We start from the raw sequence: 25,492 nt of genomic DNA on the forward strand, positions 1-25,492 counted from the left end.
CAGTCACTCACTCGGCCGAGGTGTCGGCCGGCCGGCCGGCCGCCGGACCGGATGCCGCGCCGGACTCCGTCCCGGACGCCGCGCCGCTGCCGCCGCGCCCGGCCGCCAGTGCCGCCGCCTCCTCGCGCAGGTCGCGGCGGAGCTCCTTGGGCAGCGAGAAGGTGATGTGCTCCTCGGCCGCCTTGACGAGCTCGACGTCCCCGTAGCCGCGCTCGGTGAGCCAGGCCAGGACCTCCTCGACGAGGACCTCCGGGACGGAGGCGCCGGAGGTGACGCCGACCGTGGTCACGCCCTCCAGCCAGGCCTCGTCGATCTCGCTCGCGAAGTCCACCAGGTAGGCCTGCCGGGAGCCGGCCAGCTTGGCGACCTCGACGAGCCGTACGGAGTTGGAGGAGTTGCGCGAGCCGACCACGATCACCAGCTCCGCCTCCGCGCCCATCTGCTTGACCGCGAGCTGACGGTTCTGCGTGGCGTAGCAGATGTCGTCGCTGGGCGGGGAGATGAGCTGCGGGAACTTCTCCTTCAGGGCGTCGACCGTCTCCATGGTCTCGTCGACCGAGAGGGTCGTCTGGGAGAGCCACACGATCTTCGACGGGTCGCGGACCTCCACCTTGGCGACGTCCTCGGGGCCGTCGACGAGCTGGATGTGCTCGGGAGCCTCGCCGGAGGTGCCGATGACCTCCTCGTGGCCCTCGTGCCCGATCAGGAGGATGTCGTAGTCCTCCTGGGCGAAGCGGACGGCCTCCTTGTGCACCTTGGTGACCAGGGGGCAGGTCGCGTCGATGGTGGCCAGCCGCCCGCGCGCGGCCTCCTCGTGGACGACGGGAGCGACGCCGTGCGCGGAGAACATGACGATGTTGCCCGGCGGGACCTCCTCGGTCCGCTCGACGAAGACGGCGCCCTTGCGCTCCAGGGTCTGCACGACGTACTTGTTGTGGACGATCTCGTGCCGGACGTAGACCGGCGCCCCGTACTGCTCCAGGGCCTTCTCGACGGCGATCACGGCACGGTCGACGCCCGCGCAGTAGCCCCGGGGAGCGGCGAGCAGGACACGGCGGCGGCCAGGCGAAGCAGTCATGCGTCCCATCGTAAGGCCGCGCCCGGGGGGCCGGAGATCACCGTTTCCCGCCCTGGGGCGGGACCTCGGGATTGTCGGTGGCGGCCGATACGCTCGGGCGCATGGCTGTGAACACGTCCGCGGACGCCCCGCTGCCCGTCGGCGAGGTCTCGCGGCTCATCGGACGCTGGATCGACCGGCTCGGCGCGGTCTGGGTCGAGGGGCAGATCACCCAGTTGTCGCGGCGCCCGGGTGCCGGCGTGGTGTTTCTGACGCTGCGGGATCCGGCGCACGACATCTCGGTGGGCGTGACCTGCTACCGGCAGGTCTTCGACGCGGTCGCGGACGTCGTCGGGGAGGGCGCGCGGGTCGTCGTCCACGCGAAGCCGGAGTGGTACGCGCCGCGCGGCCAGTTGTCGCTGCGGGCCGTCGAGATACGGCCGGTGGGGGTCGGTGAGCTGCTGGCACGGCTGGAGCAGCTGAAGAAGTCGCTGGCCGCGGAGGGCCTCTTCGCCCCCGCCCGGAAGAAGCCGCTGCCCTTCCTGCCCCAGCTCGTCGGGCTGGTGTGCGGGCGGGCCTCCGCGGCCGAGCGCGATGTCCTGGAGAACGCCCGGCACCGCTGGCCCGCCGTCCGCTTCGAGGTGCGCAACGTCGCCGTCCAGGGCGTGCACGCGGTGACGCAGGTCGTCCAGGCGGTGAAGGAGCTGGACGCCCTGGACGACGTGGACGTGATCATCGTCGCGCGCGGCGGGGGAAGCGTGGAGGATCTGCTGCCGTTCTCCGACGAACAGTTGGTCAGGGCGGTCGCGGCCTGCCGTACGCCGGTCGTCTCGGCGATCGGGCACGAGCCGGACAACCCGCTGCTCGACCATGTGGCCGACCTGCGCGCCTCGACACCGACCGACGCCGCGAAGAAGGTCGTCCCGGACGTCGGCGAGGAACTGGAGCGGGTGCGGGTGCTGCGCGGGCGGGCGCGGCGATGCGCGCAGGCGCTCGTGGAGCGGGAGGAGCGCGGGCTCGCCCACGCCCTGGCGCGGCCCGCGATACAGGATCCGCACCGGATGATCGACGAGCGGGCCGATCACGTCTCCTCACTCGTCGACCGTGCGCGGCGCACGGTCGGGCATCTTCTGGACCGCGCCGATTCCGAGCTGACCCACACGCACGCGCGCGTGGTGGCGCTCTCGCCGGCCGCGACGCTGCGGCGGGGGTACGCGGTGCTGCAGAAGGCCGACGGGCACGTGGTCCGGGATCCGGCCGAGGTGTCGGCCGACGAGACACTGCGCGCGCGGGTCGCCGAGGGCGAGTTCACCGTGCGGGTCGCCGACGTCGGCGACTAGGCAGCGACGACCACCACCACTACGACCACTGGGACTGGGTGCATGACGAGCAACACGGACGAGGCCCTCGGGTACGAGCAGGCCCGCGACGAGCTGATCGAGGTCGTACGGCGACTGGAGGCGGGGGGTACGACGCTGGAGGAGTCCCTGGCCCTGTGGGAGCGCGGCGAGGAGCTGGCCAAGGTGTGCCGGCGCTGGCTGGAGGGCGCCCGGGCGCGGCTGGACGCGGCGCTGGCCGAGGAGGGGGAGGGGCCGGAAGGCGGGGAGTGAGCCGCGTGCCACGGCCGGCGTCGCCGTGGCGGCGGCCGCAGCAGGGGCGGCGACAGCCGAGGCGGTGGGCGGTGCGCCGGGAGGGGCGAGCGTCGGGACGGTGTGAAACGGACCACGCCCTTCCGGCTTTTGTTGAAGTTTGAACCTTCCCGGCGTACTGTCAGTGCCGTCAGCCTATCCGGACCGCGGTCCGGTACTGGATCCGGACGCCACCCCCGAGGAAGTTCCCGCATGTCTCTCGTTCTTGACGCCACCGCCCAGGACCTGCTGTTCCGCGAGGCCCGCACCGCGAACACCTTCACCGACGAGCCGGTGACCGACGAGCAGGTCCAGGCGATCTACGACCTGGTCAAGTACGGGCCGACGGCGTTCAACCAGACCCCGCTGCGCATCACCCTGGTCCGCTCCCCCGAGGCCCGCGAGCGCTTGGTGCAGCACATGGCCGAGGGCAACCAGGCCAAGACCGCCGCCGCCCCGCTGGTCGCGATCCTCTCCGCGGACAACGAGTTCCACGAGGAGCTGCCGACCCTGTTCCCGGCCTTCCCGCAGGCCAAGGATCTCTTCTTCAGCACGCGTCCGGCCCGTGAAGGCGCCGCCGCGCTCAATGCCGCCCTCCAGGCCGCGTACTTCATCATCGGCATCCGCGCCGCCGGTCTGGCCGCCGGCCCGATGACCGGCGTCGACCTCGAAGGCGTCCGCAAGGAGTTCCTGGACGACGACCACACCCCGCTGATGGTCGTCAACATCGGCAAGCCGGGCGAGGGCGCCTCCTACCCGCGCTCCCCGCGCCTGGCGTACGACGAGGTCGTCACCACCGTCTGAGATCGGTGACCCACCCCCATGCGGCCCCCATGCGAGAGGGCCCCCGGTGCGTGCACCGGGGGCCCTCTCGCATGTCACCGCGCGGGGCGGAGAGCGCTCACGCCAGCTTCAGCGCTCCGGCCATCGTGGACAACTGCGCGAAGGACCCCGTGCCCGCGACCACCGTGGTGGAGCCCGTCGTGTCCTGGAGGACGAGCGCGTCGTAGCGCCCACCGCTGTAGCGGGTCCAGGTGCGGCCGTCGATCTGCTCGGTGACCTTGGTCGCCTTCGAGCCCTGGCTGGCCTCCCGGACGAAGTCCGAGCGCTTCTGAGTGGACTGCTCGATCGTCACGTACTCCCCGTCGGGAGCGTGGAAACCGAGGTGCCAGGCGTCGTACTCGTCGCCCTGGAACCGCACCGAGGTCGCCTTCCAGGTGTCGGGCAGGCCCTCGGGCGCGGCCACCGGGTACGACGCCGCGCGACGCGCCGTGAGGAGCTCGACGCGGTAGTCGACCCGCTTGACGTCGGGAGCGCGATCGTCGTGCGGGACGAAGAGGTATATGACCCACGCCGCGATCATGATCACCCCGAGGGAGAGAATCATGTCGCGGGCCGTCTTCTGCTTGCCGTTCGAACCTGCCACGCCCCCTATCGTCGCAGGTGCCCGGTGCGCTCATCCGTGGGGTCCCCTGCTCATTTTGTCGGACTGACGATAGAGTCGGCTTCGAACCCTCATCCGGCCGTCGTCGTATCAGAAAGGTGCGCTCCGATGACCGAGCATCATCATTTGCCGTCCGAACTCGATGTCCCCTCCGAGGCCCCCGACCGCAACCTCGCCCTGGAACTCGTCCGGGTGACCGAAGCCGCCGCCATGGCCGCGGGCCGCTGGGTCGGACGCGGTGACAAGAACGGCGCCGACGGTGCCGCGGTGCGCGCCATGCGGACCCTCGTCTCCACCGTGTCGATGAACGGCGTGGTCGTCATCGGCGAGGGCGAGAAGGACGAAGCCCCGATGCTCTTCAACGGCGAGCGCGTCGGTGACGGGACCGGGCCCGAGGTCGACATCGCGGTCGACCCGATCGACGGCACCACGCTGACGGCGAAGGGCATGCCGAACGCGATCGCCGTCCTCGCGGCCACCGAGCGGGGCGCGATGTTCGACCCTTCCGCCGTCTTCTACATGGACAAGCTGGTCACCGGCCCCGAGGCCGCCGACTTCGTCGACATCGACGCGCCCGTGGCCGTGAACATCCGGCGGGTCGCCAAGGCCAAGCGGGCCACGCCCGAGGACGTCACCGTCGTCATCCTGGACCGCCCGCGCCACGAGGGCATCATCAAGGAGATCCGGGAGACCGGGGCGCGCATCAAGCTGATCTCCGACGGTGATGTCGCCGGCTCGATCCTGGCCCTGCGCGAGGAAACCGGCGTCGACCTGCTGCTCGGCATCGGCGGAACCCCCGAGGGCATCATCTCGGCCTGTGCCGTGCGGTGCCTGGGCGGTGTCATCCAGGGCAAGCTGTGGCCCAAGGACGCCGAGGAACGGCAGCGGGCGATCGACGCCGGCCACGACCTCGACCGCGTGCTGACCACCGAGGACCTGGTGACCGGCGAGAACGTGTTCTTCGTCGCCACCGGTATCACCGACGGTGAGCTGCTGCGGGGGGTCAGGTACCGGTCGGAGACCGCGACGACCGACTCGATCGTGATGCGGTCGAAGTCCGGGACGGTCCGGCGGATCGACTCCGAGCACCGGCTGAGCAAGCTGCGGGCCTACAGCGCGGTGGACTTCGACCGGGCCAAGTAGTCGTTCCCCGCAGTGCGTGAGAGGGGCACCCCCGGTGCGGTGGGGGTGCCCCTTTCGCGTACCCCGAGGCTCCTCAGCCGGCCGCGGCTATGCGGCCCGACGACTGTGCCGCCTTCTTCAGTTCCACGTCGCGGCGGCGGCGCCGGGCCAGGGCCACCCGGCGTTCGGCGGCGGTGAGGCCGCCCCAGACGCCGTAGGGCTCGGGCTGGAGAAGCGCGTGTTCGCGGCACTCCACCATCACGGGACAGCGCGCGCAGACCCGCTTCGCGGCCTCCTCCCGGGAGAGCCGGGCGGCCGTGGGCTCCTTGGAGGGGGCGAAGAACAGGCCTGCCTCGTCGCGTCGGCACACCGCCTCGGTATGCCAGGGGGCGTCTTGGTCCCTGTCGCGCGCTGGTACCCGCTGGGCCGGAACAGCGGCGACCTGCACGGGCGAATGCGGCGGTTGCAGCACGGGTCTACTCCTGACGACGGCTTCGCGAGCGAGAGACGATGCAGCAAGGCCTACCCGCTGTGCGCGTGCCTATGCACCGAGTACCCGACCGCCGTGCCCGCGATGACCTCGCGACGACCCCGTCCCGGCCGCCCGGCGAACGCGCCTGCGCCCGCGCCGACTTCACGACCGTCAACGGTCCAGGTGCTTGCGCAAACCCTTGTCGACCTTGCGCTGGACCCGGTCGAGGATGTCCGCGACGAGCTTGCCCCGCTTCGGCCAGCCCTCGATGTTGCCCAGCACCGCCCAGCCGTCCACGTAGACCACCGGAGCGTCGGGCTGGGGCGAATCGAGCGCGTCCACCTCGAAGTTGCCCAGCACCGCGCCGCCGGTGCCACGCAGCGAGACGTTCTCCGGGACACGGACCTCGACGTTGCCGAAGACCGAGATCGCCTTGATCACGACCTGCTGGTACTCGAAGAGCGCCTCGGTGAGGTCGATCTCGACGGTGCCGAAGACCGCGTAGGCGTGGATCCGGCGCCCCGCGCGCCAGCGGCCCCGGCGGACGGCGCTGCTGAAGATCGCGACCACGTTGTCGTCGGGGTCGACCGGGATGGCGCCCGCGGTGGGCCGGCTGGGGGCGGCGGAGGGGGCCGCGCGCCGCTCGTGCGCCGCGGGCAGGTCCCGGACGAAGACCTCCAGTTCGCCGACCGTCTTGGCGGCCAGGACACCCTCGACCCGCTCCGCGTGCTCGTCGGCGGTCAGCCGGCCCTCCGCGAGAGCGTCGCGGAGCATGTCGGCGATACGGTCACGGTCGGCGTCCGAGGCGCGCAACTCCGCGGCGGGCGCGGGGGCGGCGGTCTGCTGGTGAAGGTCCACGGGAGCAGGGTACCGAAACACGATAGATCGCGATACCCCCCTGCCGCGTCGGGCCCGCGGCGAACTGAGCCTTACCTCACAAGCGCGCCGTCGACGGCAGGTTCTACGCTGGTGAGGGCCCGCCAACGGAGGCGGGCCCGCTGTCTGTCGAGTGAGGAATGGGCGAGATGCCTGAGTTCGCGTACACCGATCTGCTCCCCATGGGAGAGGACACCACCCCCTACCGGCTGGTGACCGCCGAGGGTGTCTCCACCTTCGAGGCCGACGGGCGGACGTTCCTCAAGGTGGAGCCGGAGGCGCTGCGCAAGCTCGCCGAGGAGGCCATCCACGACATCCAGCACTACCTGCGCCCGGCCCACCTCGCACAGCTGCGCCGCATCATCGACGACCCGGAGGCCTCCGGCAACGACAAGTTCGTCGCGCTGGACCTGCTGAAGAACGCGAACATCGCGGCCGCCGGCGTGCTCCCCATGTGCCAGGACACCGGCACGGCCATCGTGATGGGCAAGCGCGGACAGAACGTGCTCACCGAGGGCGGCGACGAGGCGGCCCTGAGCCGCGGCATCTACGACGCCTACCTGAACCTCAATCTGCGCTACTCGCAGATGGCCCCACTGACCATGTGGGACGAGAAGAACACCGGCTCCAACCTGCCGGCCCAGATCGAGCTGTACGCGGCCGACGGCGGCGCGTACAAGTTCCTGTTCATGGCCAAGGGCGGCGGCTCGGCCAACAAGAGCTTCCTCTACCAGGAGACGAAGGCCGTCCTGAACGAGGCCTCCATGATGAAGTTCCTGGAGGAGAAGATCCGTTCGCTCGGTACGGCCGCCTGCCCGCCGTACCACCTGGCGATCGTCGTCGGCGGCACGTCGGCCGAGTACGCGCTGAAGACCGCGAAGTACGCCTCCGCGCACTACCTGGACGAGATCCCGGCCGAGGGTTCGCCGCTCGGGCACGGCTTCCGGGACAAGGAGCTGGAGGAGAAGGTCTTCGAGCTGACGCAGCGGATCGGCATCGGCGCGCAGTTCGGCGGCAAGTACTTCTGCCACGACGTACGGGTCGTCCGCCTCCCCCGGCACGGCGCCTCGTGCCCCGTCGCCATCGCCGTCTCCTGCTCCGCCGACCGGCAGGCCGTCGCGAAGATCACCGCCGAGGGCGTCTTCCTGGAGCAGCTGGAGACCGACCCCGCGCGGTTCCTGCCGGAGACGACGGACGAGCACCTCGACGAGGCGTCGGACGTGGTCCGCATCGACCTCAACCAGCCGATGGACGACATCCTCGCCGAGCTGACGAAGTACCCGGTCAAGACCCGGCTGTCCCTCACCGGCCCGCTCGTCGTGGCCCGCGACATCGCGCACGCCAAGATCAAGGAGCGCCTCGACGCGGGCGAGGAGATGCCGCAGTACCTGAAGGACCACCCGGTGTACTACGCGGGCCCGGCCAAGACCCCCGAGGGCTACGCGTCCGGCTCCTTCGGCCCGACGACGGCCGGCCGCATGGACTCCTACGTCGAGCAGTTCCAGGCGGCCGGCGGCTCCAAGGTCATGCTCGCCAAGGGCAACCGCAGCAAGCAGGTCACGGACGCGTGCGGCACGCACGGCGGCTTCTACCTCGGTTCCATCGGCGGCCCGGCCGCGCGCCTCGCCCAGGACTGCATCAAGAAGGTCGAGGTCGTCGAGTACGAGGAGCTCGGCATGGAGGCCGTCTGGAAGATCGAGGTCGAGGACTTCCCGGCGTTCGTCGTCGTCGACGACAAGGGCAACGACTTCTTCCAGGACCCGGCCCCCGCGCCGACGTTCACGACCATTCCGGTGCGGGGCCCGGGTCTGGTGTGACGCGTGTGATCCGGTGACGGACGCCCGCCCCTGCGACACGCGGGGGCGGGCGTCGTTGTCGGGTCGGGGCCCTGTCGGCCGGGATGTTCCGATCGCCAGGCCGTCCGGATCCGGACGGCCCGGCGCGCGGAACATCCCGGCCGTCCCGATCGCTGTACCGGACATGAGCGAATACCGGATCGAGCACGACTCCATGGGTGAGGTACGCGTCCCGGCGGAAGCCAAGTGGCGGGCCCAGACACAGCGCGCCGTCGAGAACTTCCCCGTCTCGGGGCAGCGCATCGAGCGGGCGCACATCGAGGCGCTGGCACGGATCAAGGGGGCCGCGGCCACCGTGAACGCGCGGCTCGGGGTGGTCGACAAGGACATCGCCGACGCCATCCGGGAAGCCGCCGCGGAGGTCGCCGAGGGCCGCTGGGACGAGCACTTCCCGGTGGACGTGTTCCAGACCGGGTCCGGGACCTCGTCCAACATGAACACCAACGAGGTGGTCGCCACCCTCGCCACCGAGCGGTTGGGCCGGCCCGTGCACCCCAACGACCACGTGAACGCCTCCCAGTCCTCCAACGACGTCTTCCCCTCGTCCCTGCACATCGCGGCCACCGCCGCCGTCACCCGCGACCTGATTCCCGCCCTGGAGCATCTGGCGGCCGCCCTGGAGCGCAAGTCCGCCGAGTTCGCCGACGTGGTGAAGGCGGGACGGACGCATCTGATGGACGCCACGCCCGTGACGCTCGGCCAGGAGTTCGGCGGGTACGCCGCCCAGGTGAGGTACGGCGTGGAGCGGCTGAACGCCTCGCTCCCCCGGCTCGCCGAGCTGCCGCTGGGCGGTACCGCGGTCGGTACCGGCATCAACACGCCCCCGGGGTTCTCCGCCGCCGTCATCGAGGAGGTCGCCCGTGCCACCGGGCTGCCGCTGACCGAGGCGCGCGACCACTTCGAGGCGCAGGGCGCGCGGGACGGGATCGTCGAGACCAGCGGGCAGCTGCGGACCATCGCCGTGGGGCTCACGAAGATCGCCAACGACCTGCGGTGGATGGCCTCGGGGCCGCGCACGGGTCTCGCCGAGATCAGCCTGCCCGACCTCCAGCCCGGCTCCTCGATCATGCCCGGCAAGGTCAACCCGGTCATCCCGGAGGCCGTGCTGATGGTCGCCGCGCAGGTCGTCGGGAACGACGCGACCGTGGCCACGGCGGGCGCGGCGGGCAACTTCGAGCTCAACGTCATGCTGCCGGTGATCGCCAAGAACGTGCTGGAGTCGATCCGGCTGCTCGCCAACGTGTCCCGGCTGCTCGCGGACCGGACCGTCGACGGGATCGTCGCGCACCGCGAACGCGCCCGGGAGTACGCCGAGTCCTCGCCGTCCGTGGTCACGCCGCTGAACAAGTACATCGGGTACGAGGAGGCCGCGAAGGTGGCCAAGAAGGCGCTGGCGGAACGGCGGACGATCCGCCAGGTGGTGCTGGACGGCGGGTACGTGGAGCGCGGCGATCTGACGGTCGCCCAGCTCGACGAGGCCCTGGATGTCCTGCGGATGACACACCCGTAAACGCTCGTGCGTTTTCGCGCCCCGGCGCGAGAACCGTGACGCGCGCCGCAGCGTCGTATGCCCATGGCACCTAATATCTGTGCATGGCAGACGGTGGAGCGGTGAGACGCGTGGGAACTGGTGGTGCGGCGGCCTTCTGGGAGCCCGGGAGCCGGATCCTGTGGCGCTACCGGGAGAACGGCGGGGCGAACTTCCACATCGCCCGCCCGGTGACCGTCGTGCGGGACGACGAGGAGCTGCTCGCCGTGTGGCTGGCCCCGGGCACACAGTGCGTCAGGCCGGTGCTCGCGGACGGCACCCCGCCGCACCAGGAGCCGCTGCGCACCCGGTACACCAAGCCGCGTACCGTGGCGCGCGGCCACTGGCTCGGCACCGGTGTGCTGAAGGTGGCCCGGCCCGGCGAGCCGTGGTCGGTGTGGCTGTTCTGGGACCCGGGCTGGCAGTTCAAGAACTGGTACGTCAACCTGGAGACGCCGCTGGCCCGTTGGGACGGCGGGGTGGACTCCGAGGACCACTTCCTGGACATCTGCGTCTACCCGGACCGCACGTGGGGCCTGCGCGACGAGGACGAGTTCGCGCAGGCCCAGCAGGACGGGCTGATGGACCGGGCGGTCGCCGAACAGGTACGGGAGGCGGGCGACAGGGCGGTGGAGGTGATCCGAGCGTGGGGGCCTCCGTTCAGCGAGGGCTGGCAGCACTGGCGCCCGGATCCCTCCTGGGCCGTACCGTTGCTGCCGGAGGACTGGGACCGTACGCCCGCGCACATGTCCACATGAGACCCTTGATGCGCCCCCGGGCAACAAACGTAGGATCGTCCTCCGCAAGGCACGCTGGCAGTAACTCCCGGAGCGGACGCCGGGCCTGACCGAACGTCACCGAGGGGCGGCAGCACGTGAGCGAGGGGTACGAGGGCAACACCGGCGGGACGCTCGACGTCGGCCCCCGGGGCCGCGTGCGGTCCATCGGTGACACAGGAACAACCTCTGACCACGCGGGAATTCCGTTCCGGGGGCACGTATTCCGGGTATCGGGTTTCCTGCGGGACCAACTGCGCGCGCGGCGCGCAGCCCCGGACGGACGGATTCGACACGCGTGACGGAGCAGCCCACCTCCTACGAACGCCCCCAGGGCGTCGACCCCACGGACCCCCGCGGGGCACTGCTGCACACCCAGGCGCCGGCGCCGGGCCCATCGGCCTTACCGCCCGACGCCTCGGGTACGACGACGCCGCGCGGCAAGGGCGGAAAGGGTGGCATGGGCGGCCAGGGAGCCACGGGAATGAACGCGGCCGGCTCGGAAGCCGGTGCCGGCACCGAGCACTCCCAGCCGTCGCCGTCCGACGAGGCCACGGGGGCGCCGCCCGCGCGGGCCAAGCCCAGCGTGGGGGACCACCGGCCGCGCCCCGCCCCCGAGTCCATCCCGGCCCAGCCGGGCAGCGACGCGCGCCCGGAGCGGGGTCCGGAGGGGCAGGACCGGCGGGCCGGAGGGGCACTCACGCCCGGCCGGCCCACGCCGATGCGGCGGGACGGCGACCGGCTGCGCTTCGTGGGCGCAGCGACCCGGCGGATCGCCCGCGGCCTGGACCTCGACGAGATCGTGATGGGGCTGTGCCGGGCCACCGTGCCGACCTTCTCCGACGCGATCCTCGTCTATCTGCGTGACCCGCTGCCGGTGGGCGACGAGCGGCCCGCGGCGGACCGCATCATGCTGCGGCTGCGGCGCACCGACCGCATCCCGGAGGAACGGGACACCGAGACCGGCTTCGCCGCGCTCGCCCTGCCGCCCCCGGAACCGGCGGAACTGACCGCCGAACTGTCGGCCGCGATCGGCGAGCTGTGCGAGGTACGGCCCGGCGGGGCGCTCGCGGAGGTCCTGCGCGGAGTGCGTCCGGTGTTCGCCGACCATCCGGCCGCACGCGCCGCGCTGCCCGAACTGCTGGGCGAGGACAGCACCTTGGCCATCCCGAACGGCCAGCGGGCCATCCTGGCCCCGCTGCGGGGCCGTCGCCGGGTGATCGGCGCCGCGGTGTTCCTGCGCCGCCCGGAACGCATCCCGTTCGAGAACGACGACCTGCTGGTGGCCGCGCAGCTCGCCACGCACAGCGCCCTGGGCATCGACAAGGCGGTGCTGTACGACCGTGAGGCGTACATCGCCGACGAGTTGCAGCGCACGATGCTGCCGGAGACCCTGCCGCGCCCCACGGGTGTACGGCTCGCCTCCCGGTACCTGCCCGCGGCCGAGACCGCGCGGGTCGGTGGCGACTGGTACGACGCCATCCCGCTGCCGGGCAGCCGGGTGGCGCTGGTGGTGGGCGACGTCATGGGGCACTCGATGACGTCGGCGGCCATCATGGGGCAGCTGCGGACGACGGCCCAGACCCTGGCCGGCCTCGACCTGCCTCCGCAGGAGGTCCTGCACCATCTCGACGAGCAGGCCCAGCGGCTGGGCACCGACCGCATGGCGACCTGTCTCTACGCCGTCTACGACCCGGTGTCGCACCGCATCACCATCGCCAACGCGGGTCACCCCCCGCCCATTCTGCTGCACCTGGGCGGGCGGGCCGAGGTGCTGCGGGTGCCGCCGGGCGCGCCGATCGGCGTGGGCGGCGTCGACTTCGAGGCGGTGGAGCTCGACGCCCCGGCCGGTGCGACGCTGCTGCTGTACACGGACGGTCTGGTCGAGTCCCGGCTGCGGGACGTGGCGACCGGCATAGAGCAGCTGCGGGAGAAACTCGCCGCGACCGCCCAGCTGACCGGGCCCGACCATCCGCCGCCGCTCGAGGCCCTGTGCGACGAGGTGCTCGACATGCTCGGCCCGGGCGACCGGGACGACGACATCGCGCTGCTCGCCGCCCGGTTCGACGGGATCGCGCCGAGCGACGTGGCGTACTGGTTCCTCGAACCGGAGGACGCGGCTCCCGGCCGCGCGCGTCGGCTGGCCCGGCGGGCGCTGTCCCGCTGGGGCATGGAGGACATGACCGACTCCGTCGAGCTGCTGGTCAGCGAGGTCGTCACGAACGCGGTGCGGTACGCCTCGCGGCCGGTGACCCTGCGGTTGCTGCGGACCGATGTGCTGCGGTGCGAGGTCGGCGACGACGTGCCGCAGCTGCCCCGGCTGCGGCAGGCCCGGGCGACGGACGAGGGCGGCCGCGGCCTGTATCTGGTGAACCGGCTGGCCCGTCGGTGGGGAGCCACCCGGCTCAGCACCGGCAAGGTGGTCTGGTTCGAGCTGAACCGGAGCTGAGACAAGCGCGGGAGAGGGCGCCCGGAGTTCTCCGGGCGCCCTCTCCCGCGTTCCCCGACCGGTGTCCGCCGCCGGCCGGTGTCCGCTAGACGGTCTGGCGCTACTGGCCGCCGAAGAGCGGGTCCTCCGGATCCTCCGGTTCGGTCGACGGGTCGTCCGTGCTCGGTTCCGTCGACGTGTCACCCGTCGGTGTGCTGGACGGGGACGAGCTCGGCTTCGACGAGGAGGACGGGGACGAACTCGCCGACGGGGACGAGGACGGGGAGGAGCTCGCCGACGGGGACGAGGACGCGGACGCGCTCTCCGACGGAGAGGAGGACGGCGACGGCGACGCGGTCTGGACCGCCGCGCCCTGGTCGGTGTCCAGGTCGAACTTGGTGACCTTGGTGGAGACGCCGAAGGTGTAGGTCGCCCAGATCTGCGCCGGGAAGCCACCACCGTTGACCCGGCCCGCGTCCGAGGTCAGGCCGTTCGTCGCACCGGTGAGCGGAACCTGGGGGTGCGGTGCCTTCGCGGACTCGCCGAAGAGGCCGACCGAGGTGACCAGGTCGGGGGTGTAGCCGGTGAACCAGGCCGACTTGTTGTTGTCGGAGGTACCCGTCTTGCCGGCGACCTTCTGGCCCTTGCGCAGCGGGTTGTCCCGTACGGACTTCTTCGCCGTACCGTCGTCGACCACGCCGGTGAGCACCGAGGTGACGGAGTCGGCGGCCTCGCGGCTGATGACCTGCTCCCCGATGGGGTCGGTGTGCTTGAACGTCGGGTGGGCGCTGTTCTCCGCCGACTTGATGAGCGCCGGGGTGACCTGCTTGCCGTGGTTGTCCAGGGTGGCGTAGACGCCGGCCATCTGGAGGGGGCTCGCGCCCATGGTGCCGAGGGTCTGGGCGGGCACGGCCTTGAGGTCGGCGGTGTCCATGCCGAGGTTGGCCGCGACCTTCAGCACCTCGGGCATGCCGACGTCGACGCCCATCTGCGCGAAGACGGAGTTGATGGACTTGTTCAGCGCCGTCTGGACGGTGACGTCGCCGTAGTCCTGGTCGTCCTCGTTCTCCGGGGCGAAGCCGATGTCGCTGCCGACGACCGGGCGCTTGCTGGTGCCGTCGTAGAGGGTGTTGGCGGTGATCTGTTCGCCGTCCTGCGTCTTGGCGGCCTCGTCGAAGGCCGCGGCCAGGATCACCGGCTTGAAGGTGGAGGCGGGCTGGTAGTCGGTGCGGGTGGCGTTGTTGGTGTAGTGGTCGGTGTAGCTGGTACCGCCGTACATCGCCTCGACGGCGCCCGTCTTCGGGTTCACCGACACCGCTCCGGCCTGGACGTCGCCGTCGACCGAGCGCTTCTTCTTGTCGAGCTTGCTGGTCAGCTGGTCCTTGACGGCCGCCTCCAGCGCCTTCTGCTTCTTCTTGTCGATGTTGAGCTCGATGGTCCAGCCGCCGCGCCTGACCAGAGCCATGCCCGACTCGTAGTCGTCGGCGACGCCCTGGGCCACCAGCTGCTTGGCCAGCTCGGTGTTGGCCGCGTCGACGAGGTAGCCGATCTGGCCCTCCTTGCCGGGCGCGGCCTTGGGCTCCTTGGGCACCGGGAACGTCATGGCGTCGCGCTTGCTCTTGTCCAGCCAGTCCTGCCCGACCATGTTGTCGAGGACGTAGTTCCAGCGGGCGGTGACCAGCTTCTTGCCGGTGTCGGTGGCGGAGGTCCAGTCGTACTGGCTGGGGGCCTGGAGCAGCGCGGCGAGGTAGGCGCCCTGCTGGACGGAGAGCTTCTCGGCGTCGACGCCGTAGTAGGCCTGGGCGGCCGCCTGGATGCCGTAGGCGCCGCGGCCGTAGTAGCTGGTGTTGATGTAACCGGCCAGGATGTAGTCCTTGTCCTTCTCCCGGTCCAGCTTGAGGGAGATGACCAGTTCCTTCAGCTTGCGCGTGACGGTCTGTTCCTGCGTCAGGTAGTAGTTCTTGACGTACTGCTGGGTGATGGTCGAACCGCCCTGCGCGCCCTTGCCCATGAGGGTGTTCAGGACACCGCGGGTGGTGCCCTTGAAGTCGACGCCGACGTCGTTGTAGAAGGACTTGTTCTCGGCGGCGACGAACGTGTGCTGGACTTCCTTGGAGATCTGCTTCAGCTCGACGTTCTCCCGGTTGACCTCCCCGTCGCGGGCGAGGATCGCGCCGTTGCCGTACTCGTAGACGTTGCTCTGGAGATCGGCGTCGGGGTTGCCCTCGGGGATCGGCGTGCTCATGTACAGCCAGATGAAGGCTCCCAGGACGGCCACGACCAGGCCGAGGAAGGTGCCGAGGATCTTCTTCCAGGTGAAGAGCCGGCGTATGAAGCTCTTGTCCTTCTTGCCGGCCTTGCCCTTGGTGCCCTTGCCGCCCTTCTTCGCCCCCCGGCGGGCGGCCGCGCGGCCTCCGGTCGCGGGAGCGGTCTCGGGCTCTGCCTGGGCGGTCGCCACGGACTCCGCCCTGGTGGGCGTCGTCGGCGTGTCCGTCTCCGTCGAGCGGCCCCTGGGCGCCGCGCGGCGCCCACCGCGCTGTCGAGCTCGTCTCTCGTCCGCTCGTCCCATGAGTCCGCTCGCTCCGCTTCCTACTCGGCAGTCACACCAATGCCCGGGGGCTGGGGCAGGTCAGCTCAGAAAGCTAACACCGCTGTCTATGACGAAGGGGTCCCGGTCCGGTCCGCACGGGGCGTGAGAATCAGCACCCCTCGCGAGGGAACCGCCCGGACGTCCCCACCGAGTCCGACGTACGAGAGTGGCACAGGGTTGCCACGACGGGCTAAAGTGATATCACTTAGATAGGCCGCTGATTACTGAATCGGCGGGCGACGAGAAACGGGGACCCACCATGCCCGCACATGAGCCCACGCACGAGCCCTCGGCCGGCACCGAAGCCGCCGCGACGGCCGTCACCGACACCGTGGACACACCCGAGATGCCCGCCCCGCGCGTGCACGAGTTCCCCGCGAACAGCGTGGCCGGCGGACTGGCGCTGCTGCTCGGCCTGGCCGGGCTGCTGGCCGGCGCGGGAATGATCGCCGTGGCCACCGCGGTGACCGCGACCGCCCTGAAAGCCGCGTTGATCACCGTCGGCATCCTGGTCGGCCTCGCCGCGTTCCTGGCGATGTGCGGGCTGAACACGGTGTCGCCGGGCGAGGCCCGGGTGGTGCAGCTCTTCGGCCGCTACCGGGGCACCATCCGTGAGGACGGGCTGCGCTGGGTGAACCCCCTCACCTCCCGCGCGAAGATCTCCACCCGGGTCCGCAACCACGAGACGGCCGTACTGAAGGTCAACGACGCCTACGGCAACCCGATCGAACTCGCCGCGGTCGTGGTCTGGAACGTACGGGACACCGCGCAGGCCAGCTTCGAGGTGGACGACTTCCTGGAGTTCGTCGCCACCCAGACCGAGGCGGCCGTCCGGCACATCGCCATCGAGTACCCCTACGACTCCCACGACGAGGGCGGTCTGTCGCTGCGCGGCAACGCCGAGGAGATCACCGAGAAGCTCGCCATAGAGCTGCACGCGCGCGTGGAGGCGGCCGGCGTCCGGATCATCGAGTCCCGCTTCACCCACCTCGCGTACGCTCCCGAGATCGCCTCGGCGATGCTCCAGCGCCAGCAGGCGGGCGCCGTGGTCGCGGCGCGCCGGGAGATCGTGGACGGGGCCGTGGGGATGGTCGAGGCCGCGCTCGAGCGCATCGCCGAGCAGGGCATCGTGGAGCTGGACGACGAGCGGAAGGCGGCGATGGTGTCCAACCTGATGGTCGTGCTGTGCGGGGACCGGGCGCCGCAGCCGGTACTGAACACCGGGACCCTCTACCAGTGAGTGACGCAGCCGAGGGTGCCACCCCTCAGCGTCGGCCGCAGCAGCGCAAGCAGGTGCTGCTGCGGCTCGATCCGCTGGTCCACGACGCGCTGGCCCGCTGGGCCTCGGACGAACTGCGGTCGGCGAACGCGCAGATCGAGTTCCTGCTGCGCAAGGCGCTGAAGGAGGCCGGGCGGCTGCCCGGCGACACCGGGCCCCTGCCCCGTCGTGGCCGGCCCCCCAGGGGTCCCGCCTCCGGGCCCCCACCCGCCTGACCGGCCTCGCCCCCGGCTCCCCCCCTTCGCCCCGCGCCCCGCTTTCGGCCGCGCAAGGACGGAGAGTGCGCCCCGGCCGGGCCGCTGTCCCGCGCCCCCCGAGACGCGCGCCGCCGGGCCTGTGGCAGAACAGTGACAATCGGCCCTCACCTGCGCACTCCCACGCCCCGCCATCACCTGTACACAGGACGTATACACACCGGGTATACACCGGATGTACAGTCCTCCCCATGTCCATCGGTCACACCCTCCTGGGACTCCTGGAGTCCGGGCCCCGCCACGGTTACGACCTCAAGCGGGCCTTCGACGAGAAGTTCGGTCACGACCGGCCGCTGCACTACGGCCAGGTCTACTCGACGATGTCGCGCCTGCTGAAGCACGGGCTCGTCGAGGTCGACGGCATCGAGGCCGGCGGCGGTCCCGAGCGCAAGCGGTACGCGATCACCGACGCCGGGATCACCGACGTCGAGCGCTGGCTCGCGACACCCGAGAAGCCCGAGCCGTATCTCCAGTCGACGCTGTACACCAAGGTCGTCCTCGCGCTGCTGACCCACCGCGACGCGGCCGACATCCTCGACACCCAGCGTGCCGAGCACCTGCGCAGCATGCGCATACTCACGGACCGCAAGCGCTCCGGCGACCTCGCCGACCAGCTGATCTGTGACCACGCCCTGTTCCATCTCGAGGCCGACCTGCGCTGGCTGGAGCTCGCCGCCGCCCGCCTCGACAAACTGAAGGCCGCGGTGATCGCGTGAACGCTCCCGGGGGATCCCTGCTCGCCGCCGAGAACCTGCACAAGACGTACGGACCGACGAAGGCGCTGGCCGGCGCCGAGTTCTCCATCCACCCCGGCGAGGTCGTCGCGGTGATGGGCCCTTCCGGGTCCGGCAAGTCGACGCTGCTGCACTGCCTCGCCGGCATCGTGACGCCCGACTCGGGCTCGATCATGTACGACGGCCGTGAGCTGGCGACGATGAGTGACGCCCGCCGCAGCGAACTGCGGCGCTCCGAGTTCGGCTTCGTGTTCCAGTTCGGACAGCTCGTGCCGGAACTGACCTGCGTGGAGAACGTGGCGCTGCCGCTGCGGCTGAACGGCACCCCGCGCAAGCAGGCCGAACGCACCGCCCTGGGATGGATGGAGCGGCTGGAGGTCGACGACCTCGGCAGGAAGCGGCCCGGCGAGGTGTCCGGCGGTCAGGGGCAGCGGGTGGCCGTGGCGCGCTCGCTCGTCACCAGCCCGCGCATGGTGTTCGCCGACGAGCCGACCGGCGCGCTGGACTCGCTCAACGGCGAGCGGGTGATGGAGCTGCTCACCGAGGCGGCCCGGTCGGCCAACGCGGCCGTCGTCCTCGTCACGCACGAGGCCCGGGTGGCCGCCTACTCGGACCGCGAGATAGTCGTCCGGGACGGCAAGTCGCGGGACATGGAGCGGGTCGTATGAGTCTGCGCCAGTGGTCCAGGGACCTGGGCCTGGGGGTCCGGTTCGCCTTCGCCGGCGGCCGGGAGGGCTGGATACGGGCCGTGCTGACCGCGGTCGGCGTCGGGCTCGGCGTGGCGGTCCTGCTGCTGACGACGGCGGTGCCGAACGCCATGGTGGTCCGCCACGACCGTGAACAGGCGCGGCTGGACTGGCAGTTCGGCGGCCAGCCGCTGACCAAGGCCGACGACACCCTGCTCATCGCGAACGCCGACACGACGTTCCGCGACAAGGACGTACGCGGCCGGCTGGTGGAGCAGGAGGGGGCGCGGGCCCCGCTGCCGCCCGGGCTGAGCCGGTTCCCGGCCAAGGGCGACATGATGGTCTCGCCCGCGCTGAAGAAGCTGCTCGCCTCCGACGGTTCGGCGCTGCTGCGGGAGCGGCTCCCGTATCGCGTCGCCGGGACCATCGCGGAGAGCGGCCTCGTCGGCTCCCAGGAACTCGCCTACTACTCGGGTGCCACCGGGCTCGCCACGCACGTCGACGGTGGAGAGGTGACCCGGCTGAAGGAGTTCGGGAACCCGAACCCGTCGAAGGAGGAGACCGACCCGGTACTGCTGCTGCTGATCCTCGTCATCATCGTGGTGCTGCTGATGCCGGTGGCCGTGTTCATCGCCGCCGCCGTACGGTTCGGCGGCGAGCGGCGCGACCGCAGGCTCGCGGCCCTGCGGCTGATCGGCTCGGACGGCCGGATGACCCGGCGGATCGCGGCGGGCGAGGCGATGGCCGGGGCGCTGCTGGGCCTGGTCCTCGGCACGGTCTTCTTCCTGATCGGCCGCCAGGTGGCGGGTTCGGTCGAGGTGATGAACATCAGCGTGTGGCCCAGCTACCTCGACCCCTCGCCCGCGCTGGCCGCGCTGGTCGCCCTGGCGGTGCCGACGGCGGCCGTCCTCGTCACCCTGTTCGCGTTGCGCGGTGTGGTGATCGAGCCGCTCGGCGTGGTGCGCACGGCCAAGCCCGCCCGGCGACGGCTGTGGTGGCGGCTGCTGCTGCCCGTGGGCGGCTTCGCGATGCTCTACCCGATGGTCGGGCAGGGCCACACCAACGGCGACTTCAACCAGTACCTGGTGAGCGGCGGCGTCGTCCTGATCCTGATCGGCATCACCGCGCTGCTGCCGTGGCTCGTGGAGACGGTCGTCGGCCGGCTCGGCTCCGGCGGCGTGGCCTGGCAACTCGCCGTCCGAAGGCTCCAGTTGAGCAGCGGTACGGCGGCCCGGATGGTCAACGGCATCGCGGTGGCGGTGGCCGGCGCGATCGCGCTCCAGATGCTGTTCGCCGGCGTGGACGGCGCGTACACCAAGGCCACCGGCAAGGACCTCACCCGGGCGCAGATGCAGGTCCGGGTGCCGGAAGGCGCCCCGCTGGTCCCGACGGCGCAGAAGTTCGCCGACACCAAGGCCGTCGGCAAGGTCACGGCCCTGTGGGAGGGCTACCTGGGCGACTCCTCCTGGAACAGCGAGAACGGCCCGGAACTCTCCACCGAGTTGACCGTGGGCGACTGCTCCGCCCTGCGCGAGGTCGCGAAGCTGCCCTCGTGCAAGGACGGCGACATGTTCGTCCTCGACGGCGACGAGTACTCCGCCGACGGGCCGACGATGAACAAGCCCGGCAAGAAGCTGTACATCGAGCCGGCCTCCTCCGGGAGCGAGGAGGACGTCGTGTGGACCGTCCCCGCGGGCGTCACCCAGGCCCATTCGGTCAAGGGCCTCACCGACTGGGCGCGCGGCGGCTTCCTGATGACGCCGGGCTCGCTGCCCGCGGCCGCCGAGAACAGGGTCAACGGCGAGATCTACCTCTCGATCGACGAGTCCGTGCCCGACGCCTACGAGTACGCCCGGAACACGGCGTTCCGGGTGGACCCGCTGTCCGGCCCGATGATGTGGGCGTCCACTGAGCAGGACACGAAGTTCACCACCATCCGCACCGGTCTGCTGGTCGGTTCCGCCCTCGTGCTGCTGCTGATCGGGGCGAGTCTGCTGGTCTCCCAGCTGGAGCAGCTGCGCGAGCGCCGCAAGCTGCTGTCGTCCCTGGTCGCCTTCGGCACCCGGCGGCGCACGCTGGGCCTGTCGGTGCTGTGGCAGACGGCGATCCCGATCGCGCTGGGCCTGCTGCTGGCCATGGCGGTGGGGCTCACGCTGGGCGCGATCCTGCTGAAGATGACGGACACCCCGGTGGGCGTGGACTGGACGAGCGTGCTGTCGATGGCCGGCTGCGGCGCGGGCGTCGTCCTGCTGGTGACGCTGCTGAGCCTGCCCCCGCTGCTCAAGCTGCTGCGGCCGGACGGCCTGCGCACGGAGTGAGCGGGCGGTGAGCACCCGCCGAGCAGACGGTCCCTCCCCGCTCGGGGAGGGACCGTCCCGCGTTCAGAGCTGGTACTCCCGCACCACCCTGCGTACCTGGGCGAACAGCATCCCGACGTTGACGGACTTGCGGCAGACGACCACCGCGACGACGTCCTGCTGCTCGGTCATCCGCACGAACAGGTGAGTGAGGTTCTCACTGTTGACGAGGATCTCCTGGAAGAAGTGGTTGTCGCTCTGGACCCCGCGCCGTTCCTTGAAGACGTCCTCGATCATCACGACCGTACGGCCCTGGAACAGGTCGAGGGTCGCGCCCGCCAGCAGGTCCAGGACCTCGGGCGGATGGTTGTCGACGGTCTCGTAGGAGAGCAGCATCCCGGTGGACATGTCGACCACGCCTGAGGCGACGCAGTCGGGGGCATCCGTGCGCAGTGACTTGACCAGGCCCATCACCTGGTCGGAGAAACCTGGGGTCATACGTTTCGTCGCCATCCCTTCAGACTCCTTCGGCGGTCTTCACGGTCGTCTCGGTCCGGTCGGTCAGGATCAGATCGATGCGGCGCAGGGCGGGCTGGGTCGCCCGGTGCAGGCGCTCCACGTCCATGCCCTCGTCGCCCAGTACGACCATCAGCGCGGTGTCACCGACCGCGTAGAAAGCGGCGCAGCCGTGGCTGCCGTAGGCCACCGTGCGGTGCAGGGCGCCGCGGGCGGTCGCCTCGGCGGTGCGGCGGGCGAGGCCCAGGCCCGCCGCGGCGAGGGCGGCGAGGCCCTCCGGGTCGATGGAGTCGGCGGTGTCGGCGGCGATGAGCAGTCCGTCCGCCGCCGCCAGCGCCGTGTCGGTGATACCGGTCACCTGCTCCCGCAGGCCGCGCATCTCCCGCGCGAGGGCTGTGTGGTCCATGAATGCAACTCCCCTGATTCTGATCGCATATGACCGTCTTTTTTCTGTGGGGGTCTACTTGCTCACGTGGGGTTGGTGCTTCGGGGTTGGTGCCTTGAGGTTGATGCCTTGGGGATTCCGCGTCGGGTTTCCGCCTGATTCCTGCGCGGGGCTGTTATCTCGCCGTCGGGTTCCGCAGGCGGAAGAACTCCTTCCAGCCGGTGCCGGTGCCGGTGTCCGTGCCGGTGCCGTTCGGTTCCGTCGTGAGGGCTTCGTTGATGCCGCTGGCGCCGGGACGGCGCCGCGGCAGGGTCGCCGCCTCCGACGCCGGCGGCTGCCGCAGCGGCGGCGGGGCCGGTTCGCGGGGGCGGATGCCGTGCCCGTCGGGCGGCAGCCGTACGTGGATCGGCCGGGGCGCGTCCACGCACTCCAGGAGCCCCTCGCCGAGCATCCGCGCCACCTCGACGGTCACGGTGTAGACCCCGCGCCCGGTGCGGAAGGCGAGATCCCGGGCCGTGCACCGGCCGTCGGCGTGGGCGAGCAGGTCCCGCTGGAGCGCACCGAGCCGGCCGGCCGCGTACGACAGGGAGGCGGGCACCGGCCGTTCCCGGTCCGGGCGCACGGGATACGGCTGCTCCAGGAGCGCGCGGAGCTTGCGGGACGCCACCTGGAGCAGCCGGGTGGGCGGTTCCCCCACGGCGACGGCGGCGGGCGGCGGCCCGGTGACCGGACCGCGTTCGCAGCCGTCGACGCTGCCCGCGACGACCGCGAACACGGCGTCCTGGAGAGCCATCGCGCAGACCACCCGGAGCTGGGCGGCCCCCGCGTAGCCGTGGGCGATCAGCCCGGCGGCCGGCCAGCGCGCACCGCCCGACTCGCGCACCAGCCCGGCCCACTCCTCGCCGCCGATCCGGCCGGACCGCAGCAGCAGCGCCTCGGGCGCGGGCGCGCCCGGCGACTCGACCGCGACGACCAGCCCGCCGTGCAGATGGAAGGTGCCGCCGGGCGAGCCGAGGACGCGCAGTTCTCCGGTGAAGCCGTCCCGGCCGCACGCGGCGAGGTCGCGTGCCAGCAGCTCGTAGCCCGACATCACTCCCCTAGGGCCTCTCGCACATACGCCTGACGCGTAGCGCTGAGGAGGGAATGTGTATCAGTCCGTGCGCATACTCCAGCCGGGGATTTCCGACCTGCCCTCAGCTGACGGAAGTTGCTCCGCCAATGGCGTCAATTCGCTTTGTTCGACGCCCATTTGATCGATTGGAAGACCTCGGTCGTTCCCTCAGGGAGCCTTGTCCGAGGGCTCTTCCGGCGCCGCCGGGGCCGTCGGGGAAGCGGTGGAGGAAGCCCCGGGGGGAGTCGCGGGGGAAGACGTGGGGGCCGCCACCGGCGCCACCCCCACCGCCGTCGCGCCCCGAGGCCGCGGCGCGTGCCGCAGGGCCTGTTCACGGGAGTAGGTGTGCAGGTAGCCCACCACCGTGTTCGTCACGGCCACCAGGGGCACCGCCACGATCGCGCCGCCGATGCCCGCCACCATGCCGCCCGCGGCGACCGACAGGACCACCGCCAGCGGGTGGACGCGCACCGCTCGGCCGAGGATGAACGGCTGGAGGATGTGCCCCTCGATCTGCTGCACGGCCAGCACGACCGCCAGGGTCATCACCGCGGTGAACACGCCCTGCGTGACCAGCGCGACCACGACCGCCAGGGCGCCGGAGGCGACCGCGCCGACGAGCGGGATGAAGGAGAACAGGAAGATGAAGACGGCGAGGGGCACGGCCATCGGCACGTCGAGGAAGTAGATGCCGAGGCCGATGAAGATCGCGTCGATCAACGCGACTATCACCGTGCCGCGCACATACGCCGTGAGGGTCGCCCAGGCTCGCGGGCCCGCGCCCGCCACACCCGGCCGGGCCGCGGCCGGCACCAGCTTGAGCGTCCACTCCCAGATGCGCTTGCCGTCGTACAGCAGGAAGAGCGTCGAGAAGAACGCCAGGAGGATGCCGGTCAGCGCCTCGACGACGACCGTGACGCCCTCCAGGCCCGCGGACGTGATCGAGTCCGTGTTGTCGCCGATGGCGTCCCGCAGGTTCTTGGCGATGCCGTTGATCTGCTTGTCGGTGACGTGGAAGGGGCTGTTGAGCAGCCACCGGCGCAGGTCGTCGATGCCGTCCTGGACCTGGTCGGAGAGGTTGTCGATGTTCGCCATGACCTGCCAGGTCACGAACCAGCCCATCAGCCCGATGACGACGAACCCGAGGATCGCCGTCAGCGCGGTGGCCGCTCCGCCGGGTACTCCGGCCCGCTTCAGCCGGGCCACGGTGGGCTGGAGGAGCGCGGTCAGGAGCAGCGCGACCACGAAGGACATGACGACCAGCTGGATCGCGCTGATGGCCTTCATCAGCACCCAGACGGTCCCGGCGAGCACCAGCAGCCGCCAGCCCGCCTCGGCGGCGACCCGGACCCCCCACGGCACGGCCTGGGCGGGGTCGGGACGCGGCGCGGAGGGCACGAGTTCCTCCGGGTGGGCCTCGACGGCCGGTTCGGCGGTGTCGGGCGGCGTGGGCGCCGGTTCGGCCGCGCCCTCCCGCCGCTCCCGCTCGACCTCGGCACGCCGTTCGTCGAGCCGCTCACCCATCTCGCTCAGTCCGGCACCGAGCCGGCCGAGCCACCCTGGAACTCGCGACATGATGCGTCCTCTTCCCCCGTCTTCCCCCACCACTCCCCCTGGAGTCGTCGGCCCCGGCCGTACCGACCGTACAGGGCGAAAGCCCCTCCCCCTAGGACGGGGAGGGGCTGCGCGGGGTTGAGCGGACGATGGCGGCCCCGGCTCAGTACGAGCCGTTGGCCAGCCAGTAGTCCCAGGCGTCGCAGGGGCTGCCGTAGCGCTCGTTCATGTAGTTCAGGCCCCATTTGATCTGGGTGGCCGGGTTGGTCCGCCAGTCGGCGCCGGCGGACGACATCTTCGAGCCGGGATAGGCCTGGACGAGACCGTAGGCGCCCGACGAGGGGTTGACCGCCTGGTAGTTCCAGGTGGACTCGTGGTCCACGATGTTGCTGAAGCACTGGAACTGGCCGCTGGGCACCATCTGCCGGGCGATGGCCTGTACCTCGGCGACGGTGTACGACGCCTGCTGCGGGAAGCTGCCGGCCGACGAGGTCGAGGTGACGTCGTCGCTGGACTCGGTCTCGGCGGCCGCGGCGGCAGCCGCCTTGTCCTTGGCCTCCTGGGCGGCTTTCGCCTTGGCCACGGCGGCTTTCTGCTTGGCCACCGCGGCCTTGGCCGCCTGCTTACGGGCGGACTCCTCCGCCGACTTCTTGGCGGTGGTGTCCGCGGCGATGGCCTGGACGTCGGCCTGCCGCGTCAGCGAGTCCGTCTGTACCTGGGCCTGCTGCCCTATCGGTAAGTCCGCCAGGAGGGTCGATTCGCCCGCCGTCGCCTCGGCGTCGTCGTTGGGCTGGGCCACGCTGCCCTGGGCGACTCCCATGACAGCGCCGACAGTGGTGACCGCGGTGGCCGAAGCCACGGCGAATCCCCGGGCCGATATCCGGCTCACGCGGTTTCCT

General features: G+C 71.2%; 23 protein-coding genes. 13 read left to right on the plus strand and 10 right to left on the minus strand.

Annotated features, from left to right (window positions below):
- Positions 1-7: 7 nt before the first annotated feature.
- Entirely contained in the window at positions 8-1,078 is a 1,071-nt protein-coding gene (locus tag OG440_RS12895) for a 4-hydroxy-3-methylbut-2-enyl diphosphate reductase (protein WP_406006984.1), read from the minus strand.
- Between the two features lie 101 nt (positions 1,079-1,179).
- Here OG440_RS12895 and xseA point away from each other — a divergent pair, with 101 nt between their 5' ends.
- The 3 genes from xseA (at position 1,180) to OG440_RS12910 (ending at position 3,489) form a co-directional block, all read left to right on the plus strand.
- The gene (gene xseA, locus OG440_RS12900) at positions 1,180-2,397 is read left to right on the plus strand and encodes an exodeoxyribonuclease VII large subunit (RefSeq protein WP_406006985.1); all 1,218 of its coding nucleotides are present in this window, start codon (positions 1,180-1,182) and stop codon (positions 2,395-2,397) included.
- Positions 2,398-2,439: 42 nt separating this feature from the next.
- The gene (locus OG440_RS12905; RefSeq protein ID WP_406006986.1) at positions 2,440-2,667 is read left to right on the plus strand and encodes an exodeoxyribonuclease VII small subunit; all 228 of its coding nucleotides are present in this window, start codon (positions 2,440-2,442) and stop codon (positions 2,665-2,667) included.
- Positions 2,668-2,898: 231 nt separating this feature from the next.
- On the plus strand, positions 2,899-3,489 hold the full coding sequence (locus OG440_RS12910; RefSeq protein WP_406006987.1) for a malonic semialdehyde reductase: 591 nt from the start codon (positions 2,899-2,901) through the stop codon (positions 3,487-3,489).
- A gap of 97 nt (positions 3,490-3,586) precedes the next feature.
- Here the strand turns inward: OG440_RS12910 and OG440_RS12915 are convergent, their stop codons facing one another.
- Positions 3,587-4,111: a DUF4245 domain-containing protein gene (locus OG440_RS12915; RefSeq protein ID WP_406006988.1), complete on the minus strand. Its 525-nt coding sequence runs from the start codon at positions 4,109-4,111 to the stop codon at positions 3,587-3,589.
- Positions 4,112-4,237: 126 nt separating this feature from the next.
- Here OG440_RS12915 and glpX point away from each other — a divergent pair, with 126 nt between their 5' ends.
- On the plus strand, positions 4,238-5,272 hold the full coding sequence (gene glpX / locus OG440_RS12920; protein ID WP_406006989.1) for a class II fructose-bisphosphatase: 1,035 nt from the start codon (positions 4,238-4,240) through the stop codon (positions 5,270-5,272).
- 73 nt (positions 5,273-5,345) lie between these two features.
- Here glpX and OG440_RS12925 read toward each other — a convergent pair whose 3' ends face one another.
- On the minus strand, positions 5,346-5,723 hold the full coding sequence (locus OG440_RS12925; protein WP_406006990.1) for a WhiB family transcriptional regulator: 378 nt from the start codon (positions 5,721-5,723) through the stop codon (positions 5,346-5,348).
- 171 nt (positions 5,724-5,894) lie between these two features.
- Positions 5,895-6,581 carry a DUF1707 domain-containing protein gene (locus OG440_RS12930; RefSeq protein ID WP_406006991.1) on the minus strand — a complete coding sequence of 229 codons (687 nt, stop codon included), beginning with the start codon at positions 6,579-6,581 and terminating at the stop codon, positions 5,895-5,897.
- 167 nt (positions 6,582-6,748) lie between these two features.
- On the opposite strand from OG440_RS12930, the gene OG440_RS12935 reads away from it, so the two are divergent.
- The 4 genes from OG440_RS12935 to OG440_RS12950 all read left to right on the plus strand — a co-directional run bounded on the left by OG440_RS12935 (position 6,749) and on the right by OG440_RS12950 (position 13,208).
- Positions 6,749-8,416, plus strand: coding sequence for a fumarate hydratase (locus OG440_RS12935; protein WP_406006992.1), 1,668 nt, complete (start codon positions 6,749-6,751; stop codon positions 8,414-8,416).
- 163 nt (positions 8,417-8,579) lie between these two features.
- The gene (locus OG440_RS12940) at positions 8,580-9,965 is read left to right on the plus strand and encodes a class II fumarate hydratase (RefSeq protein ID WP_406006993.1); all 1,386 of its coding nucleotides are present in this window, start codon (positions 8,580-8,582) and stop codon (positions 9,963-9,965) included.
- Between the two features lie 83 nt (positions 9,966-10,048).
- Entirely contained in the window at positions 10,049-10,741 is a 693-nt protein-coding gene (locus OG440_RS12945) for a DUF402 domain-containing protein (RefSeq protein WP_406006994.1), read from the plus strand.
- A 316-nt stretch (positions 10,742-11,057) separates the two neighbouring features.
- Positions 11,058-13,208, plus strand: a complete 2,151-nt coding sequence (locus tag OG440_RS12950; RefSeq protein WP_406006995.1) for a SpoIIE family protein phosphatase — start codon at positions 11,058-11,060, stop codon at positions 13,206-13,208.
- Positions 13,209-13,308: 100 nt separating this feature from the next.
- On the opposite strand, the gene OG440_RS12955 is transcribed toward OG440_RS12950, so the two are convergent.
- Entirely contained in the window at positions 13,309-15,756 is a 2,448-nt protein-coding gene (locus OG440_RS12955) for a transglycosylase domain-containing protein (RefSeq protein WP_406006996.1), read from the minus strand.
- A gap of 280 nt (positions 15,757-16,036) precedes the next feature.
- Here OG440_RS12955 and OG440_RS12960 point away from each other — a divergent pair, with 280 nt between their 5' ends.
- The 5 genes from OG440_RS12960 (at position 16,037) to OG440_RS12980 (ending at position 21,048) form a co-directional block, all read left to right on the plus strand.
- Positions 16,037-17,017 (plus strand): SPFH domain-containing protein, encoded by a 981-nt coding sequence (locus OG440_RS12960; protein WP_406006997.1) that lies wholly within the window; start codon positions 16,037-16,039, stop codon positions 17,015-17,017.
- A complete protein-coding gene (locus OG440_RS12965) occupies positions 17,014-17,271 on the plus strand; it encodes a hypothetical protein (RefSeq protein WP_406006998.1) in 258 nt (85 codons plus the stop codon). The genes OG440_RS12960 and OG440_RS12965 overlap by 4 nt, the downstream gene beginning before the upstream one ends.
- Positions 17,272-17,501: 230 nt before the next feature.
- On the plus strand, positions 17,502-18,026 hold the full coding sequence (locus OG440_RS12970) for a PadR family transcriptional regulator (RefSeq protein WP_406006999.1): 525 nt from the start codon (positions 17,502-17,504) through the stop codon (positions 18,024-18,026).
- Positions 18,023-18,712: an ABC transporter ATP-binding protein gene (locus OG440_RS12975; RefSeq protein WP_406007000.1), complete on the plus strand. Its 690-nt coding sequence runs from the start codon at positions 18,023-18,025 to the stop codon at positions 18,710-18,712. Before OG440_RS12970 ends, OG440_RS12975 begins: the two co-directional genes overlap by 4 nt.
- A complete protein-coding gene (locus OG440_RS12980; RefSeq protein WP_406007001.1) occupies positions 18,709-21,048 on the plus strand; it encodes an ABC transporter permease in 2,340 nt (779 codons plus the stop codon). The genes OG440_RS12975 and OG440_RS12980 overlap by 4 nt, the downstream gene beginning before the upstream one ends.
- A 63-nt stretch (positions 21,049-21,111) precedes the next feature.
- Here the strand turns inward: OG440_RS12980 and OG440_RS12985 are convergent, their stop codons facing one another.
- The 5 genes from OG440_RS12985 to OG440_RS13005 all read right to left on the minus strand — a co-directional run bounded on the left by OG440_RS12985 (position 21,112) and on the right by OG440_RS13005 (position 25,482).
- Positions 21,112-21,540: a hypothetical protein gene (locus OG440_RS12985; protein WP_054242616.1), complete on the minus strand. Its 429-nt coding sequence runs from the start codon at positions 21,538-21,540 to the stop codon at positions 21,112-21,114.
- Between the two features lie 4 nt (positions 21,541-21,544).
- Complete coding sequence (locus OG440_RS12990; protein ID WP_171399199.1) at positions 21,545-21,949, minus strand: roadblock/LC7 domain-containing protein; 405 nt, start codon at positions 21,947-21,949, stop codon at positions 21,545-21,547.
- Positions 21,950-22,103: 154 nt separating this feature from the next.
- Positions 22,104-23,018, minus strand: coding sequence for a MarR family transcriptional regulator (locus tag OG440_RS12995; protein ID WP_406007002.1), 915 nt, complete (start codon positions 23,016-23,018; stop codon positions 22,104-22,106).
- Between the two features lie 189 nt (positions 23,019-23,207).
- Positions 23,208-24,614 carry an AI-2E family transporter gene (locus OG440_RS13000; protein WP_406007003.1) on the minus strand — a complete coding sequence of 469 codons (1,407 nt, stop codon included), beginning with the start codon at positions 24,612-24,614 and terminating at the stop codon, positions 23,208-23,210.
- Between the two features lie 142 nt (positions 24,615-24,756).
- Positions 24,757-25,482 (minus strand): transglycosylase SLT domain-containing protein, encoded by a 726-nt coding sequence (locus tag OG440_RS13005; RefSeq protein ID WP_406007004.1) that lies wholly within the window; start codon positions 25,480-25,482, stop codon positions 24,757-24,759.
- Positions 25,483-25,492 lie beyond the last annotated feature (10 nt).

Source organism: Streptomyces sp. NBC_00637, assembly GCF_045161545.1.
Lineage (GTDB): Bacteria > Actinomycetota > Actinomycetes > Streptomycetales > Streptomycetaceae > Streptomyces.

Coding starts and splice junctions, on each gene's coding strand:
- OG440_RS12895 (WP_406006984.1), bottom strand. CDS start 1,078: ATGACTGCTTCGCCTGGCCGCCGCCGTGTCCTGCTCGCCGCTCCCCGG.
- xseA (WP_406006985.1), top strand. CDS start 1,180: ATGGCTGTGAACACGTCCGCGGACGCCCCGCTGCCCGTCGGCGAGGTC.
- OG440_RS12905 (WP_406006986.1), top strand. CDS start 2,440: ATGACGAGCAACACGGACGAGGCCCTCGGGTACGAGCAGGCCCGCGAC.
- OG440_RS12910 (WP_406006987.1), top strand. CDS start 2,899: ATGTCTCTCGTTCTTGACGCCACCGCCCAGGACCTGCTGTTCCGCGAG.
- glpX (WP_406006989.1), top strand. CDS start 4,238: ATGACCGAGCATCATCATTTGCCGTCCGAACTCGATGTCCCCTCCGAG.
- OG440_RS12935 (WP_406006992.1), top strand. CDS start 6,749: ATGCCTGAGTTCGCGTACACCGATCTGCTCCCCATGGGAGAGGACACC.
- OG440_RS12940 (WP_406006993.1), top strand. CDS start 8,580: ATGAGCGAATACCGGATCGAGCACGACTCCATGGGTGAGGTACGCGTC.
- OG440_RS12945 (WP_406006994.1), top strand. CDS start 10,049: ATGGCAGACGGTGGAGCGGTGAGACGCGTGGGAACTGGTGGTGCGGCG.
- OG440_RS12955 (WP_406006996.1), bottom strand. CDS start 15,756: ATGGGACGAGCGGACGAGAGACGAGCTCGACAGCGCGGTGGGCGCCGC.
- OG440_RS12960 (WP_406006997.1), top strand. CDS start 16,037: ATGCCCGCACATGAGCCCACGCACGAGCCCTCGGCCGGCACCGAAGCC.
- OG440_RS12970 (WP_406006999.1), top strand. CDS start 17,502: ATGTCCATCGGTCACACCCTCCTGGGACTCCTGGAGTCCGGGCCCCGC.
- OG440_RS12980 (WP_406007001.1), top strand. CDS start 18,709: ATGAGTCTGCGCCAGTGGTCCAGGGACCTGGGCCTGGGGGTCCGGTTC.
- OG440_RS12985 (WP_054242616.1), bottom strand. CDS start 21,540: ATGGCGACGAAACGTATGACCCCAGGTTTCTCCGACCAGGTGATGGGC.
- OG440_RS12990 (WP_171399199.1), bottom strand. CDS start 21,949: ATGGACCACACAGCCCTCGCGCGGGAGATGCGCGGCCTGCGGGAGCAG.
- OG440_RS12995 (WP_406007002.1), bottom strand. CDS start 23,018: ATGTCGGGCTACGAGCTGCTGGCACGCGACCTCGCCGCGTGCGGCCGG.
- OG440_RS13000 (WP_406007003.1), bottom strand. CDS start 24,614: ATGTCGCGAGTTCCAGGGTGGCTCGGCCGGCTCGGTGCCGGACTGAGC.